The 17773-nt window shown below is 39.9% G+C and carries 15 protein-coding genes; 4 read left to right on the top strand and 11 right to left on the bottom strand.

Translation table 11 applies throughout. The features are described from left to right. Window positions 1-33 precede the first annotated feature (33 nt). Entirely contained in the window at window positions 34-468 is a 435-nt protein-coding gene (locus tag F8M42_RS05080; RefSeq protein ID WP_182188261.1) for a Fur family transcriptional regulator, read from the top strand. A gap of 422 nt (window positions 469-890) precedes the next feature. Here F8M42_RS05080 and ruvX read toward each other — a convergent pair whose 3' ends face one another. The 3 genes from ruvX to alaS are packed head-to-tail and all read right to left on the bottom strand — an operon-like array spanning window position 891 to window position 4233. Then, on the bottom strand, window positions 891-1307 hold the full coding sequence (gene ruvX, locus F8M42_RS05075) for a Holliday junction resolvase RuvX (RefSeq protein ID WP_182188260.1): 417 nt from the start codon (window positions 1305-1307) through the stop codon (window positions 891-893). 15 nt (window positions 1308-1322) lie between these two features. Continuing rightward, the gene (locus F8M42_RS05070) at window positions 1323-1580 is read right to left on the bottom strand and encodes an IreB family regulatory phosphoprotein (protein WP_182188259.1); all 258 of its coding nucleotides are present in this window, start codon (window positions 1578-1580) and stop codon (window positions 1323-1325) included. 31 nt (window positions 1581-1611) lie between these two features. Beyond that, complete coding sequence (gene alaS / locus F8M42_RS05065; RefSeq protein ID WP_182188258.1) at window positions 1612-4233, bottom strand: alanine--tRNA ligase; 2622 nt, start codon at window positions 4231-4233, stop codon at window positions 1612-1614. Between the two features lie 291 nt (window positions 4234-4524). Here alaS and pckA point away from each other — a divergent pair, with 291 nt between their 5' ends. Continuing rightward, the gene (gene pckA / locus F8M42_RS05060) at window positions 4525-6096 is read left to right on the top strand and encodes a phosphoenolpyruvate carboxykinase (ATP) (protein WP_182188257.1); all 1572 of its coding nucleotides are present in this window, start codon (window positions 4525-4527) and stop codon (window positions 6094-6096) included. A gap of 202 nt (window positions 6097-6298) precedes the next feature. Here pckA and F8M42_RS05055 read toward each other — a convergent pair whose 3' ends face one another. The 4 genes from F8M42_RS05055 to F8M42_RS05040 form a co-directional block, all read right to left on the bottom strand. Beyond that, complete coding sequence (locus F8M42_RS05055) at window positions 6299-7762, bottom strand: glucose-6-phosphate isomerase (RefSeq protein WP_182188256.1); 1464 nt, start codon at window positions 7760-7762, stop codon at window positions 6299-6301. A gap of 14 nt (window positions 7763-7776) precedes the next feature. Continuing rightward, window positions 7777-8667, bottom strand: a complete 891-nt coding sequence (gene galU, locus F8M42_RS05050; RefSeq protein ID WP_407672853.1) for a UTP--glucose-1-phosphate uridylyltransferase GalU — start codon at window positions 8665-8667, stop codon at window positions 7777-7779. 43 nt (window positions 8668-8710) lie between these two features. Further along, a complete protein-coding gene (locus F8M42_RS05045) occupies window positions 8711-10063 on the bottom strand; it encodes a phosphohexomutase domain-containing protein (protein WP_182188255.1) in 1353 nt (450 codons plus the stop codon). 215 nt (window positions 10064-10278) lie between these two features. Next, complete coding sequence (locus F8M42_RS05040; protein WP_182188254.1) at window positions 10279-11625, bottom strand: MATE family efflux transporter; 1347 nt, start codon at window positions 11623-11625, stop codon at window positions 10279-10281. A gap of 208 nt (window positions 11626-11833) precedes the next feature. Between F8M42_RS05040 and F8M42_RS05035 the strand changes: the two genes are divergently transcribed. Further along, window positions 11834-13024, top strand: a complete 1191-nt coding sequence (locus F8M42_RS05035) for an MFS transporter (protein WP_182188253.1) — start codon at window positions 11834-11836, stop codon at window positions 13022-13024. Between the two features lie 106 nt (window positions 13025-13130). Here the strand turns inward: F8M42_RS05035 and F8M42_RS05030 are convergent, their stop codons facing one another. Further along, a complete protein-coding gene (locus tag F8M42_RS05030) occupies window positions 13131-13472 on the bottom strand; it encodes a cupin domain-containing protein (protein ID WP_196591680.1) in 342 nt (113 codons plus the stop codon). Window positions 13473-13681: 209 nt separating this feature from the next. On the opposite strand from F8M42_RS05030, the gene F8M42_RS05025 reads away from it, so the two are divergent. Next, window positions 13682-14440 carry a YdcF family protein gene (locus tag F8M42_RS05025; RefSeq protein WP_182188251.1) on the top strand — a complete coding sequence of 253 codons (759 nt, stop codon included), beginning with the start codon at window positions 13682-13684 and terminating at the stop codon, window positions 14438-14440. 22 nt (window positions 14441-14462) lie between these two features. On the opposite strand, the gene ygiD is transcribed toward F8M42_RS05025, so the two are convergent. Genes ygiD through rfbD form a run of 3 tightly spaced genes read right to left on the bottom strand, consistent with a single transcriptional unit; the run spans window position 14463 to window position 17539 of the window. Further along, entirely contained in the window at window positions 14463-15242 is a 780-nt protein-coding gene (gene ygiD, locus F8M42_RS05020) for a 4,5-DOPA-extradiol-dioxygenase (RefSeq protein WP_182188250.1), read from the bottom strand. A gap of 21 nt (window positions 15243-15263) precedes the next feature. Further along, complete coding sequence (locus F8M42_RS05015; RefSeq protein ID WP_182188249.1) at window positions 15264-16655, bottom strand: mannose-1-phosphate guanylyltransferase/mannose-6-phosphate isomerase; 1392 nt, start codon at window positions 16653-16655, stop codon at window positions 15264-15266. Between the two features lie 26 nt (window positions 16656-16681). After that, entirely contained in the window at window positions 16682-17539 is an 858-nt protein-coding gene (gene rfbD / locus F8M42_RS05010) for a dTDP-4-dehydrorhamnose reductase (RefSeq protein ID WP_182188248.1), read from the bottom strand. Window positions 17540-17773 lie beyond the last annotated feature (234 nt).

The following is a 17773-nucleotide window of genomic DNA, read 5'->3' as shown; positions in this document are numbered from 1 at the left end:
CAGCATAAATCCTATAGACGAGGAAGGATGAAGATGGAAGAATTAAATTATAAAGAATATCTCAATAAATATGGCATGAAAAGTACAAAACAACGCAATTTACTGCTTAATATATTGAAGAATATCAAAATACCGCACACAGCTGAACAAATTTATCTTAAGGCCAGAAAAAGCGACGCATTAGTAAATCTATCAACGGTCTATCGAATATTAGAAAAATTCACCGAAAAAAAAATAACCCTGCGGACTTCTTTTATGGACGAAAAGTGTGTATATTCATTATTTCCCACCACTCATCAACATCAATTAATCTGTCTGCGCTGTAAAAAAGTCATTTTAATTGGTGGCTGTCCTTTAAAAGAATTTGAAAAAGCAGTAGAAAAGCAGACCGATTTTTCCATCGTTAATCATCGTTTGGAATTATATGGCTATTGTCGTGACTGCCAAAAAATAATTGCCGCAAACTAACCAATTATCTTAAGCCAGAAAACTCACGTCTACCAGGGGGATTGAACAAAACTGTAAAATAGGAAAATCGGCATAGCTTAAGGCTATACCGATTTTCCTATTTTACGGTTTATTTAGATTTCTCAATGGTCCTCCCAAAATCAATATTGGATACGTTGGAATCCGGGGTTCCATTTTCCCACTTCGAACATCTCGCAATTATCAGTTGACAGCAATATTTTTAGCGTTAAATAACGATTATTGCATAGCTAAGCATCTTTTATCACCGAGATTTCACAACAGCTGCCTGTATGAGACACAGTTGAACAACGTAAAGCAGGGTACCATTCACATAGTACCCTGCTTTACGTTCACTATTCAGTTTTTAATACCATTTCACTTGACAGTTACTACAAAAATATTACTTTCACTGAATTTTTCAGTTAAAATCGCGGACTGCTGTCAAGATACCCCTGCAGAATAAAAACTGCCGCCATTTTATCTATCACCTTACGCCGTTTTGCCCTGCTGACATCCGCAGCCACCAAATATTTCTCCGCTGCTACTGTCGACAATCGTTCATCCCAAAAAATTATTTCATTATCAACAACGTCCTGCAACCGTTTGGCAAAATCTCTGACAATGTCGCAGCGCTCGCCCTCAGTGCCATTCATGTTTCGTGGTAGTCCAACAACTATCTTATCAACATCATATTCATCAAACAGCTCTTTCAGACGACGTAAATCATTCTCCCATACTGTGCGCCTTATTGTCTCGATCCCCTGAGCTGTAAACATAAGGGCATCGCTAACCGCCACACCTATTGTTTTATCTCCTACATCAAGGCCTATGACACGCATTACATTCTCCTGCTCTTACAGCTTATTTTGATTCAAATAAAATTGCACCAATTCTACCAGCAATTCATCACGATCCATACTGCGAATTTTGCTGCGGGCATCTTTATAACTGGTTATATATGCAGGATCACCTGATAACAAATAACCTACCAACTGGTTTATCGGATTATATCCTTTTTCCTGCATCGCCGCACATACTTCCTTAATTACCGTTTCAGCCCGTTTTTTATCGGCACCAAACTTAAACATCATTGTTTCTTCCATATTGGACATATAAATCACATTCCTTTCACGGAAAAAATATCTAATTATCTATCTGTGATTCCAAAATTTCTATTGCCTTTTCAAAAGCCTCAGGTATCTTACCAGGCATTTTACCACCGGCCTGAGCCATATTAGGACGGCCACCACCGTTGCCGCCGGTCACCTGAGCGGCAACCTTAATTATTTTGCCGGCATGAACACCCTTCTTAACAGCATCTGTCGAGACCTTTACCACTAAATTAACTTTATCCGCTGCAACTGCAGCTGCTAATATTACAACACCATTTTTCAACTGACTACAGATTGTATCAGCAATACTGCGCAGTTCGTCCATATCCGCAGCATCGACTTTACCAGACACTACGTTCAAATCACCATATTGTTTTGCATCAGACAATAATTTTTGCGAATTGGCCTTAGCAACTGTTTCCCTTACATCATTCAAACGATGTTTAAATTCCTTATTTTCCTGCAACAATCCAACTATTTTCGCATTTAAATCAAAAACATCTGTTTTTAATGATTCCGCCGCTCCGGTAATAACTGCCTCCTGCTTTTTAGTATATTCATAAGCAGCCTTGCCGGTCAATGCTTCGATTCGACGAACTCCGGCCGCGACACCACTTTCACTGATTATCTTAAATAAACCTATCTGCCCGATATTTTCAACATGGCTGCCGCCGCATAATTCCATACTGAATCCCGGTACAGTAACGACTCTTACAATATCACCATATTTCTCGCCAAACAATGCCATTGCGCCTTGTTTTTTAGCCTCATCCTGAGGCATATGACTTATTTTTACCGGCAGAGCCTTAATAATTTCATCATTTACCATCTGCTCTGTTTGTGATAATTGTTCTTTCGTCATCGGTTCAAAATTAGAAAAGTCAAACCGCAAATGTTCAGGTGTTACTGACGAACCGGCCTGATTTACATGAACCCCGACAACTTTCTTCAAAGCGGCCTGCAATAAATGCGTAGCAGTATGATTACGCGCTGAAGCCAGTTTCTTTTCAACATCTATCTCAATTTTCATATCATCTCCGGTATGAATAACACCTTCTGTGACATAACCGATATGATAGACCGTTCCATTAGGCAGCTTTTTAGTATTAGAAATAGCAACACGTCCCATTTCTCCGATCAATTGACCGCAATCGCCGACCTGTCCGCCGCCTTCAGCATAAAAGGGCGTTACATCGAGTATTATTCCTGCTTCATCACCGTCATGCAATGCGTCTGTAATCTGTGCATCTTTCCATATACAAACTATCTTTGCTGACTTAGCTGCGGCATTACTGCTGAGTTTATCAACATCAAGATTGCGTAAATCCGGAATATCAATGCGTTTATTTTCCTGGCGGGCCTTTCTGGCACGTTCCCTTTGTGCCTGCATAGCTTTATTGAATCCATCCATATCAAGCACTAATTGATTTTCATGAAGTATCTCACTGGTCAGTTCACAAGGGAACCCGTAAGTATCATATAATTTAAAGCCTATTTCCCCATTAAGAACAGTTTTTCCCTGTGCAGTAAGTTCTTCTATTTCCTCATTTAATAGCGATATTCCTTGTGATAAGGTAAGATGAAAACGTTCTTCCTCAACGCTGATAACTTTTTTAATATAATCTTTACGCACAATAAGTTCATCATAAACATCCTTGTAAATATCAGCTACGACATCAACTGCATCTGCCAAAAATGCCTTTTCGATTCCCAGCATACGCCCATGTCGTACTGCTCGGCGCAAAATACGGCGTAATACATATCCCCGGCCTTCGTTAGAAGGCAAAATTCCATCCATTACCATTATTGCTATACTGCGGGCATGATCGGCAATGACTTTTAAAGAAATGTCTGATTGTTCACCTGCATTATAAGCTACACCGGAAACACGGGAAGCATACTCTATAATCGGATACAATAAATCGGTTTCAAAATTAGTTGGTTTACCTTGAACCACTGATGCCAATCGTTCCAAACCTGCACCAGTATCAATATTTTTCTTAGCCAAAGGAATATAGTCACCGTTTTCAGTATGATCATATTGGGTAAATACAAGATTCCATATCTCCAAATAGCGATCACAATCGCAGCCTGGTGCACAATCCGGCTTACCGCAACCGCGTTCCTCACCAAGATCAATATATATTTCTGAATCAGGCCCACACGGTCCCGTACCTATTTCCCAAAAATTATCCTCAAGCTTAATGATCTGCCGTGGATCAACCGTGGTTTTTTCCGTCCATATTTTATAAGCTTCATCATCCTTAGGATAAATACTGACCCATAATTTATCCGCAGGAAGTTCTAATTCTTTTGTTAAAAAGTCCCAAGCCCAGGGTATCACTTCTTCCTTAAAATAATCACCAAAAGAAAAATTACCCAGCATTTCGAAATACGTCTGATGACGAGCCGTCCTGCCAACATTTTCAATATCACCGGTACGAACACAGCGCTGACTGGTAGTTATACGCGTACATGGTGGCTTCATCTTCCCAGTAAAAAAAGGTTTGAAAGGTGCCATCCCCGCACCGATCATCAATAAAGACGGATCATTTTCCGGTATCAAAGAAAAACTTGGCAGACGCAAATGACCTCTTTGTGCAAAGTATTGCAGAAACTTTTCCCGCAGTTCATTGCCACTCATATATTTCAAAATTTTCTACCTCCAAGGTTACAAATATATCTAATTATATAAAAATCCCCCTATAAAGTCAATTATTCATGATTTTACATAAACAGTGCATTATAAGAAAGTATCATTTATCGCATAAATGCAAACCGTCATTATAAATAGTTTAAGATTATTTTATAATAGTTTATATAAATTAATCTTAATTATTGAAAAATTTAGAAGGGTTTGTATTGAAAAAATAGAAGTATAGTATATTAAATCAGACGAAATAAAAATGATATCTGATATCTTTAATGAAGGAAGTTGATCAAGATGGAAAATAAAAAGTTTTCAGCTGCTGATATTTTATCTGTTGCACGTATGGTATCGCGTGATTTAAGCGTATCGGAATTATTTGAAGAAGCTATAATAAACAAAGAGGCCGTACTTTCCAAACGCGGAGCGATCTGCATATACACCGGCAAATATACCGGCCGCTCCCCCAAGGATAAATTTATTGTTGATACCCCTGCTGTACACAATATTATAAGCTGGACTAACAATGCACCATGTACCGAACGGACCTTTGAACGATTATATGCAAAAATGAAAATTTTTGCCAAAAATCATCGGCTTTACGTCAGTGATAATTATGTCGGTGCTGATCCTGACCATCGTTTACAGGTAAAATGCATAACAGAAACCGCGGCACAGCATCTTTTTCTAAAGGAATTATTCATAAAACCAGAAACTCCGCCAACTACCCCGGAAGGTTTTACCCTCGTATGTTTTCCTAGTGTAAAGGCAAATCCAATGGAAGATTCAGTACATTCCGAAGCATTTGTAATAATAAACTTTGATTACAGAATGGTTTTAATCGGTGGAACCAAATATTGCGGTGAAATGAAAAAATCTATCTTTTCAGTGATGAACTATCTCCTGCCGCAAAAAGGTATTTTATCAATGCATTGCTCTGCTAATGTAGGTAAGGATGGTAAAACAGCTATCTTCTTTGGTTTAAGCGGCACCGGTAAAACTACACTATCGGCCGATCCACACCGCAGTCTGATTGGTGATGATGAACATGGCTGGAGCGAACATGGCATCTTTAATATTGAAGGTGGCTGCTATGCCAAATGTATTCATTTGACAGAAGACAGCGAACCGGAAATATACAGGGCAATTAAATATGGTTCTGTATTGGAAAATGTCGTTCTTAATCCCCGTACCCGCCAGGAAGACTATGATGATGCCAAATATACGGAAAATACCCGTGTGGCTTATCCTTTGGAATATATTCCCAATGCAATCCATCCAAGTATGGCCGGACATCCGACAGCTGTCATTTTCTTAACAGCAGATGCTTTTGGTGTATTACCGCCGATTTCAAGACTCAATCCTAAGCAGGCCATGTATCATTTTCTATCCGGTTACACCAGTAAGGTAGCCGGTACTGAACGCGGTATTGTTGAACCGCAGGCAACTTTTTCTATCGGTTTTGGTGAACCATTTTTACCGCTGCCACCATTAAAGTACGCCCGTCTGCTTGAACAAAAAATAAAGGAACATAATACTAAGGTTTACCTGGTCAATACCGGCTGGACAGGTGGTCCTTACGGAATAGGGTCAAGAATGAAATTAAAATTCACCAGGGCAATGCTTTCAGCAGCACTAGACGGTAAACTTGACAGTGTAGGCTGGACACCGGACCCTATCTTCAAGATAGAAGTACCGGACTATTGTCCGGATGTACCCAGTGACATTCTGAAACCGGCCAATACCTGGGCTGACAAGGCAGCTTATAAACGCCAGTCTGCTAAGTTAGTCGGCCTATTCAATAAAAATGTTAAAAAATTTAAAGGTGAAATTGATGAAGACATTCTCAGCATGGGGCCAAGCATTTAATTAACAAAATATTTCATCTTACCGCTGTTTTTGTATAATAATAACTAAAATACCCCACATTATCCTTTCCATAATATAGCCGGATGATGTGGGGTTATTTTTCGAATTTCTTCTATACACAAATACCATCAAATAAAACTACCAGGACAGCTGACAAAAAAACTTACTGCATTAGTTTCATCTTAAAACAAATGTTTTATAATTATCCCCTGCTTTTTACCTGTTGAAGCTTCGGACCCATAATACGTTTATAGGCTTCAACACCCGGCTGATTAAATGCATCGACATCGGCCAGTTCTCCTTCATACGCAACAGATAAAGCCAACATATACAAAAGCTGACCAAGATAATAAGCATTCAATTCCGGCAGACTAAACAATGCATTAAAACGACCATTTGACGCAAGTGCATCAGCATTTGACTGTCGTGCCACTTCCAATGCCTGTCTCATAGTCACTCCTGCTATATCGGCAAGTTTATGGGCCTGCGGAAAGACATTGGGAATGGTTAAATCATTTGGCCATTTTTCAATACGGATAAACTGTACTATCTTATTAAGACGACCTTCTTGATGCTGCTGCGTTTGTGAATGCATATCACGTGTTCCCAAGGCCACAATCGGAGTCCGTCCATAGCAGACTTCTTTTCCTTCTTTATTGAATTGTTTCCCAAGTGATTCAGCCAGCAGCTGAATATACCACATCGAAACAGATTCAAGATAATCCCCATATGGCATCATAACTTCTTCATTACGTCCATATTTTTCCGATGCGATAAATTTCAGTGCAGCATTAAGCATAGCCGGATTCTGCCATATATCATCATTTTGACAATCAATATCCATCTGTTTCGCACCAGCCAAAAAAGACTCAATATCAAAACCTACTGCTGCTCCCAAAACCAATCCTACCTCACAAAAAATAGTAAAACGTCCGCCAACACCATCCGGTACAGCGAAACTTTCCCACTTATTTTCCATGGCCATTTTTTTTAGCAATGTTGGTTTTTCTGTATTGGGATCAGTAACAGCAGTTACTTCGACCTCAACGTTTGGATTATTCATTAATGCATCATAAATAACCATAAAATTAGACATCGTATCAAGTGTGCCACCTGATTTAGAAATACAAATCAGCATAACCTTATATTTGTGCGGATTTTTTTTATCGTGATGCATTGCCATATCAGCAGCATGGTTTATATAGTCAATTAAATCCTTTGTGCTGCGCGGATCAATGTTATTACCACTAAAAAATACCCGAGGATAACCATCGCGTTCTTCCCGTGTTTTCATATTCCAAAAGCTGCCACATTGCACATCAAACAAAACCTTATTACCTAAAAAAGAACCGCCTATTCCTAATGAAATAACCGTATCAATACGATTTCGCAGTGACTGTCCAAATTTTTTAAGACGATCAATCGATTCCGGGGAATTAAGGTTTCCCTTTTCAACATATGGCAACTGACTGAACAATACCTTTTCCGGTGTACCATCTTTTGATAAATGTGCTTTGATTACACCAGTTTTACGCATAGTGTCCATTGCCTTATGAGCCTTACCTAATTGTGGTGCCAGTTGCTCTACATCATCCCTGGTCACACGTCCCTCACCAACAAGATTTTCATAATCAAATTCAAAACCCGATTTCAATTTTAAGCTCATTTACCAACACCCTTTCACTGTTCTTCTTTTAACAATAATGGCCCAATAGTATGCATCATATAAGCCATAAATCTATCCCGTAATTCCGGACGTTTTAATGCATACTCCACAGTTGCCTCCAAAAAGCCCTCTTTATCACCAATGTCATAGCGTCGTCCGGAAAAATTGAGGGCAAATACTTTTTGTTTACTGCCCAGTTCACGAATAGCATCTGTTAACTGTATCTCATTACCACTACCCGGTGCCGTATGCTCCAATATTTCAAAAATCTGCGGTTGCAAAATATAACGTCCCAAAACAGCCAGATTTGACGGAGCCCTATCTATTGCCGGTTTTTCCACCAGGGTTTTTGCCTGCCATACATTATCCTTCACCCGCACAGGATCAACAATACCATAGTTACAGACCTGCGAATGAGGGACTTCCTGGACTCCCAGAATACTGCCGCCTAAATCATCATAAGCCTTTATCAATTGCAACAGACACGGTACCTCAGAATCCACCAAATCATCGCCCAATAATACAGCAAATGGTTCATTTCCGACAAATTGTTTGGCACACAAAACAGCATGTCCCAATCCCCGTGCCTCTTTTTGCCTAATAAAATGCAGCGATATACTTGAAATTTCTTCGATCATCTTGAGCATTTCATATTTCCCCTTGGCCTTAAGCTGCATTTCTAATTCCAAAGATCGATCAAAATGATCTTCAATCGAGCGTTTATTACGCCCGGTTATTACCAGGATTTCTTCAATACCCGATGCAATAGCTTCCTCGATAATAAATTGTATTGCCGGTTTATCAACTATTGGCAGCATTTCCTTAGGCTGGGCCTTTGTCGCCGGAAGGAACCTCGTTCCCAGACCGGCTGCCGGAATTATTGCTTTTCTTATTTTTTTCTGCACAAAAATTACCTGCCATCATTTTATTTTATCCAAGTATCCGTATTTATGCTCTTATAATATTAAGCAGTTCATTAGTTTTAACTTCAAGCAATTTCTTGTCACCACGCGATTCTACATTAAGGCGAATCACCGGTTCAGTATTCGAAATACGCAAATTAAAGCGCCAATTATCATAAGCTACGCTCAGTCCATCTGTTTTATCAACCTTACCAGTCCTGCCGTATAATTCCTCAATTTTTCTCATTACAGCTTCGGCATCTTTTACCGTACTGTTAATTTCACCGCTTATCGGATATCGCTGCATACGTTCAGCCAGCAACGCCGAAAGCGGTCTGTCTGCTTTTGACAATAATTCTGCCACTAAAAGCCACGTTATCATACCGCTGTCGCAAAATGTAAACTCCCGAAAATAATTATGTGCTGACATCTCGCCGCCATAAACCGCATTTTCCCGACGCATTTTTTCTTTGATAAACGCATGCCCACTCTTGCACATAACCGGTATACCACCGGCTTCCTTAACAATTTCGATTGTATTCCAAATCAGACGCGGATCATATATTATCTTCGCTCCCGGTGTCTTTTCCAAAAATGCTTTTGCCAAAAAACCAACAATATAGTATCCTTCGATCATACTGCCTTTTTCATCAAAAATAAAGCACCTGTCAAAATCTCCATCCCAAGCCACACCAATATCAGCTTTATTTTCGCGTACAGCCTGTGCTGTAGCCGCGCGATTTTCCGGAAGCAGCGGATTGGGAACCCCATTAGGAAAATTGCCATCCGGTTCATTATAAATTTTTATAAACTTAAATGGTAAAAATTTTTCCATGACATCAAGTACCGGACCGGCGGCGCCATTACCGGCATTAACAACTACCGTCAACGGTTTCAATACCTTTTTATCGACATAGCCTAAAATATGTTCAACATATTCATTCATAATATTTTTCTGACTTACAAGGCCGTGTCTGAGTGCCAGACGACCCAGTTCACCATTGATAACTTTTTCTTCTATTCTTTTAAGTCCTGTATCAGAACTTATTGGGCGGGCACCTTGTCTGACCAGCTTCATTCCATTATAATCTTTTGGATTATGGCTGGCAGTAATCATTATTCCACCATCGAGCTGCAAAAAATATGTGGCAAAATAAATCATTTCCGTGCCACATTCTCCGATGTCAACAACATCACAGCCCATTTCCGTCAAACCGCGTATCAATGCTGCCTTGATTTTAGGTCCTGACAATCTGATGTCATTGCCCACTACTACCCTTTTGCTATTAAAAATATCAACAAACACCCGACCTATTCGATAAGCTAGTTCCTCATTTACCTCACTTGGATATTTTCCGCGAATATCATAAGCCTTAAATGCTGTACGTTTTAATTCCATGCTTTATCATTCCCTTCTACCAATTATGCCTGACTATACTATATCTGGCAGTTACCGGAACATTGTATTTTACCATTGTCACATTATTATCTCACAAACCATTTTAAGCAACTGTCAAATAAAACCATCATTTATGCTGCTATTATTTATTCGTTATAAAGATAAATTTTCCCTTTAAAAAACAAAGCTAAATTATATATTATTAAAATCATTATTCAATGAGCTGCTTTATAAGATCTGCACAGACTGCGGCGCGTATAATAATACATCACTGCCAGCGGCAGACATGATCCTATCCATGCTAACGGATTAGCCAGGCAGGCTCCGATATAACCCCATGCATTGACAAGGAACACCGCTGCTATGCCACGCATGACCAGCTCCATAATGCCGGCAATAGTGGGAACAATACTTTGGCCCAGCCCCTGCAATGTAAATCGATAAATAAACAGCAATGACAAAATAATATAATTTATCCCATCAATTATTAAATATAAATGCCCATACTCAATAACTTTCGTCTGACCCGGTCCGACAAACTGCTCCAGCATCAATGGGCTGAGTGTTATCAATATAATCGCAATACCAACAGCAAATCCGCCCGACATCAGCATGCATTTTCGTACGCCCTCATCAATACGGGAAATTTTTTTAGCGCCGTAATTTTGCGCTGTATAAGCGGCCATCGCCATACCGAAAGACATCATCGGCATGACTGCTATAGAGTCGATCTTTTGTGCAGCGGCATAAGCAGCAATCGCTGTTTCACCCAGATTATTTAAAGATATCTGTAATATTATTGCCCCTAATGCTATTACCGAAGCTTGAAACCCCATTGGCAGCCCTATCCGCAAATGCTGCCAAATAAAATTCCATGACAGATGCCAGTCCTCACGTCTTATCCATAACAATGGCATTTTTTTAGCAATGTACCAAAAACATAGAGCAGCCGAAATTACTTGACAGATCACTGTTGCTTCTGCGGCCCCAGCAACTCCCAGCCCCAGTATCGGAATAAATATTATCTCCAAAACTATATTAGCCACCGTGCCAAAAATTAAAAAATATAAAGGCGTTTTACTGTCACCCAATGCCCTGATAAAATTCATCATCATATTAACCATTATTAATGCACCAGCTCCGGCATAAATAATACTGATAAATGAATATGCCATATCAATTACATCCGGTGGTGTCTGAATAAAAACCAGCATTGGTCTGGCCGATAATATTCCCAGCAATGTTAATATAAGCGTGGCAGCTAAACTTATCAATAAACAAGCTGCCGCACTTTGTCTCACTCCGGTAAAATTACCTGCCCCGAAACACTGTCCGGTATAAATGGATAACCCACTCGTAAACCCCATAACAAACCCCACCAGTAAAAACATCAGACAACCACAGCAACCCACTGCCGCTAAAGCGCTGACGCCTAAAAACCGGCCGACAATAAGCGTGTCTACTAACAGGTACATCTGTTGAAAAACATTGCCGGCAATAAGTGGCACAGCAAAAGAAAATATCAAGCCTGCCGGCCCGCCTGATGTTAAATCTTTAGTCATTAAAATTCCCCAGTTCTAAATTAATTTATATATATTTACTTTTTCCCCTGCATATTATATAGTAAATATATATTTACTATCGCAATCATAACATAAATTTAAAGCTCATTTCAAGCAATGTATTATTCCTCAAATACAGCCGTAATGTAATAAACCTGCACGATATGAGTTATTATTAAACCAATTTAAAAATGGCAGGCGTATTATAATGGAAATCTGGAAACGAAATCTTGCGATTTGCTGTTGTGCAAGTTTTATTGTATCTGTTGGCATGAGCCAAATGGCACCTATTTTACCACTTTATATTGAATCACTAGGTATCAACAATTTTCAGGAAATAGAACGCTGGTCAGGAATCATCTTCAGCTGCAATTTCATCAGCCTGGCAATTTTTTCTCCTATATGGGGACGCCTATCAGATAAATACGGACGCAAACCTATGACCCTGCGTGCCAGTTTATGGCTTGGTATCATCATGGTGGGAATGGGACTTGCCCAAAATGTATACCAGCTTGCCGGGCTGCGTCTCGCCCAAGGAGCTATGAGTGGTTTTCAGGCAGCAATAATCCCTCTTATTGCTCAATCCACTCCGAAAGAACATTCTGGCTGGGCTTTGGGTATATTTTTTACATCACAGGTAAGTGGTGCACTGCTGGGACCGTTATTTGGCGGCCTATTATCTGAAACAGTCGGTTATCGGGAAAATTTTTTTATAATCGGTGCCTGTTGTTTTGTCGGCTTTTTGCTACTTTTTCTTCTCAAGGAAAATTTCCATCCGCAGCCACAAATCGCTGCCTTGACATTAAGCCGCACCTTTAATGCACTTCCAGATAAAAAATTAATTATCGGCCTTTTTGTCACAACACTTATTATGCAGTTCGCACTAATGTCCATTCAACCAATCATTACCGTATATATAGCGCAATTAGCTGCCTCACCCGAACATCTGGCACTCATAGCCGGAATTGTTTTTTCCTGTGCCGGTTTTGCCAGCATGCTTTCGGCATCACGCATTGGACGGCTGGCCGATACCATTGGTTCACAAAAAATACTCTTTATCTCACTGTTATTAAGTGGCTGCTCTTTTATCCTGCAGGGGTTCGTGCGAACTCCTGCTGAACTCGGCGCACTTCGTTTTATCCTCGGTATCGCAACAGCCGGCCTTCTCCCTTCAGTAAACAATCTTATCCGCCAATATACCCCTTCAGCCTGTCTGGGACGCATCTACGGATTTAATCAATCCGCACAGTTTTTGGGGATGTTTGCCGGTTCGTTCCTTGGTGGGCATCTTGCGGCACTTATTGGTATCAAAAATGTTTTTTTTATAACAGCGCTTTTATTATTGCTTAATGCCGTATGGTGCCGTGTGATGATATACCACCCTAAAAGATCCAATTAAAAAGGACTCTGCCAAAGGCAAAGCCCTTTTTAATTGGATTTTACATCTATAAGCCCATCGGTGTAACAGCCGATAACACATAATCTCTAAAATAAAAATATATAGTTTATTCATTCATGATCAATGCCATAAAAACAAGATTTTCAGCAGATCTATTTTCAATACCATGGCTTTCACCGACAGGACAAAAAGTCGTATCACCTTTTTTCACAGTAATTTCATTGCCATTATCATTATATAAACCTGTTCCGGTAATTATATGATATGTTTCATTATTACCTTCGTGCTTATGAAATCCCAGTGAGCATCCCGGTTCCAAGGTCACTTTAGCAAACATTTGGCACTTATCCTTCATTTCAGCGGCAGTTATAAGATGTTCTATTAAGACATGTCCCTTACCACCGGCTTTTTTTTCAGTCCGTATAACTTTTTGTTTTTCCATCAACATCATAAAACGCTCCTCTTATCAAAAAATTTATTATATTAATCAGTTCGCTGTAGTGAAAAAATATCCTTTTTGTAAATACAGCTCTCTTTTCTAACATTCTTCTTAAACAAGTCAGTCAAACAATAAAATCACCATACCTATTAATTTTATGTTACTATATAATATGATATTTATATATGCCATAATACACATTGGGAGGATTCCAGTTAATGATTTACCTATTGAAATTTGGTGCCAGTCTTATTTTACCCCCCGGCATTTTTTTTGTATTATTTTTACTGCTAGCTATATATTGCTGGAAATATACAAAAAAATACGTTGCCATTATAATATTAATTCTAACGATGAGTTTATATTTACTGTCAACAAGCTGGATGTCGCAAAAACTTGTCAGCAATCTGGAAAATGAATATAACCCACCAGTGTTTCCGACAGGTGATGCCATAATAATGCTGGGTGGCGGAGCTACTTTAGATACTCCTGATGTAAGCGGAACAGGTGAATTACGCAGCATTCCGGCAAATCGTCTTTTAACGGCGGTACGTCTGCAAAAACTTCTCAATGTCCCCATTCTCGTTTCCGGTGGCCAGGTATATGAAGACAGCGGGAAAGAAGCTGTCATTGCCAAACGTGTATTACTCGATTTAGGAGTCCCGGAATCTAAAATACTAGTAGAGGATAAAAGTCTTAACACTAAACAAAATGCCCGTTTTTCTGCGCAAATATTACGTGATCATGAACTTTATGAGCCAATTTTAGTGACTTCTGCATTCCATATGAAAAGAGCCGTTTTAAATTTCGAACAAGAAGGTGTGACCGTAACTGCCTATCCTGCTGATTATATTGAAAACAAGGAACAAGTCTTTCATTACAACAAACTGGCTCCTTCAGCCGGTGCATTGGCCGACACGGAAATGGCTCTGCAGGAAAATCTGCGATTTTTGGTGACAAAATATCTAAAATACTAAAAATAAGGTCAGCTTTTACTGTTTATCCAACAGTATCTTCCCACAAATAACTGGTCATTGACAATGATCCCAGAGTGCACGCATTATTAAATACAGTAAGGCTGTCCGTCTTTTCCACAGCCCCGATGGCTACCAATAACGGATAAAAATGATCCGGTGTCAAAAACACATTCTCAGCGCATTGACCTGCTTTTTTATAATCAACGACTGCCGCATAATCTTTTGCAGCAGTTTTTTCCTTAATATAACCATCAAATTCATCAGCCCAAGCATAACCATCAGACATGTTCCAATTCACCATTCCCAAATTATGCACGACGTTGCCACTGGCAAAGATTAATACACCGCGGCTGCGCAATCCGGCAATATCCCTGCCTATTTGCAACTGTTCTGCCCCACTGGCATTTTTGTCAATACTGAGCTGATATACCGGGATATCTGCCTTTGGATACATTCTGCACAACACAGACCATGTTCCATGGTCAATACCCCAAGTATTATCAATACTGACGTTTTTTGTTATCATTGCTTGTGTACATTCGGCTAATTGAGGTGATCCTTTTACTGGATACTGCACTGCATAAAGCTCCTGGGGAAAACCATACATGTCATAAATCATATTGGGTGATATAGACGTTGCTATTCTTGTTCCGTCAGTATACCAATGTGCTGATATTGCCAATATTGCCCGCGGCCGTGGCAATATATCGGCCAAAGAAATCCATTTTGCCGAAAAAACATTGTTCTCCACAGCGTTCATTGGTGAACCATGTCCAATAAATAAAACAGGCATTTTTGCCATTTTCCCACCTTCTTTCATCTGCTATCCCTTTATAACATCCTTTTCCGAACCGATAAACTTCTCATCATCTTCCCCCAAATACTCACCACTGGCCACTTCGATTATTATCAATGGCACCTTACCGGGGTTTTCTATTTTATATGGCGTAGTCATCGGGATAAATACACTTTCATTACTATGCATCATACGTACTTGCCCGTTTATACCGACCAATGCGGCACCGCGTGTCACTATCCAATGCACTGCACGATGATAATGCATCTTTTCCGGCAACACACCGCCTGGATTTATCGTCAGTTTTTTCATACGATAACCCGTTCCTTCATTTAACAGCGTCGCATAACCCCATTTATAATAGATAGTTGTATGTTCATCTACTTCACGTCTGCCGCGAGCCTTGAGTCTGTTTACAATCTCACGGACATGCTGGGATTCACCTTTTTGCGCAACTAAAATCACATCGTCCGTTTCCACCACCATTATATCTTTAAGTCCAATTCCCGCTATCAGTCTGCTTTGTCCCCAAAGCAGACTATCCGAGCAATTTACACTGATGCAGTCACCCTTGATAGCATTTCCGGAGGAATCTTTATCCAATACTTCATAAAGAGCATCCCATGACCCAACATCATTCCAATATAAATCCAGCGGCACCATCACTCCGCGCTGCGTTTTTTCGGCTACAGCATAATCAATGGAAATACCCGGCATATTGGAAAAGGCTGCTGCTGTCTGCGCATAAGTTTCCAATATACAGCGATACACCGGTGCTGCATATCTGCGCAGTTCCTCACGATATGTGTGCCATGTAAAACAAAACATACCTGCATTCCAGAAATAATTTCCCTTTTTTATATACTCAACGGCTGTTGCCTTATCGGGTTTTTCCTTAAAGGCTTTTATTTTATATGTCTTATCTGACTGCTTTTCTCCTGCCTCGATATAACCAAACCCTGTTTCAGGACGCACCGCCTCAGCCCCAAACACGACAAACTGTCCCTCCCGGGCTTTCCCAGCCGCTTTCTGTACCATATCGCCATATACACTTATTGGCCGCACAATATGATCTGATGGCGCTACAAACAATGCTTCATCTTCACTGCCGCCCAATACATCACAGCAGTACTGCGCAGCCAGAGCTATTGCCGGTGCCGTATTTCTGGCCGCGCTTTCCAATACTATATGAACAGCTGATGCATCGCATTCAGCCAGCTCACTTTGTACCGAAAACAGATAGTCCCTGCCGGTAACAATAACGATATCCTCTGCCTTTACCAACTGACGAAATCTTTCTACCGTTTCAGCCAGAAGTGATTTATTTTTATTTATATGTAAAAACTGCTTAGGCCTTCTTTTACGTGAAAGTGGGAATAATCTCGTACCGCCACCGCCTGCCAAAATTATAACTTTCAAAACACTGCCTCCTTTTTCTAAATAACTTACACTGATCCTTTATCCCGCAGCTCCTGGATATACCGCTGTAATGCATCATGCCAATCTGGTAATCTGGTAAAGCCGGCATCCTCCAATGACTTCTTACTCAAACGAGAATTCAGCGGTCTTTTGGCTTTTGTTGGATATGACACCGCAGACTGCCCAACTACTTGTACAGATATTTTGGTCTGCCGGAATATCTCCCTGGCATATTCTGCCCACGAGCAGATTCCTTCATTTGTTGCATGATAGATACCATATTTATCACTCATCACCATATCACATAGCAATACTGCCAAATCTACTGTATATGTCGGCGAACCGACTTGATCATCAACTACCTTGAGTACATCATGCGACTCAGCAAGGCGCAGCATTGTTCTGACGAAATTATTACCATTTATTCCGAACACCCACGATGTTCTCACAATAAAACACTCGTTAAGCAAACCGCGGACAGCCTCTTCTCCGTCTGATTTAGACTGTCCATAAACATTCAACGGCGCTTTTGATCCATTCACCGGATAAAATTCCTCACCGATTCCATCAAATACATAGTCCGTACTGACATATATCATCTTAGCCCCTATAGTTTTGCAAACCCGAGCCATTACCCGCGCTGCATCAACATTGATTTTCCGGCAAACATTTACTTCATCTTCCGCCCTATCAACATCTGTGTAAGCTGCACAATGTATTACTGCATCAGGAGCATAGGCCGCGACAAAAGCTGCAGCAGCTTTACCATCAATCAAATCAAAATCTTTTCTTACCGCTCCATAATAATCAATTCTTCTTTTCGTCAACTCTCGGCATACATCAAACCCCAATTGCCCCGAACAACCTGTCACCAAAATCTTCATTATATCCCTCTATACATTTATCATCGTAAACAATAATTCGCCTTTACTAATAAATTTCCCTTTATTATATATTTCTGTTTATCAGAAATACCCTTTAAGTAATAGCTTCTGCCATTTTTCATCATAAAAAGTACATTTTCATGTACTTATCTAAATAATTGTGTATAATGAATATATATTATTGTTTAATCAGATTATAAAATTTAATTTTTTACAAAGGGTATATATTTTTCA

Source organism: Pectinatus frisingensis, assembly GCF_014076555.1.
Classification (GTDB): domain Bacteria; phylum Bacillota; class Negativicutes; order Selenomonadales; family Selenomonadaceae; genus Pectinatus; species Pectinatus frisingensis.
This window is presented reverse-complemented; position numbering and strand designations above follow the sequence as displayed.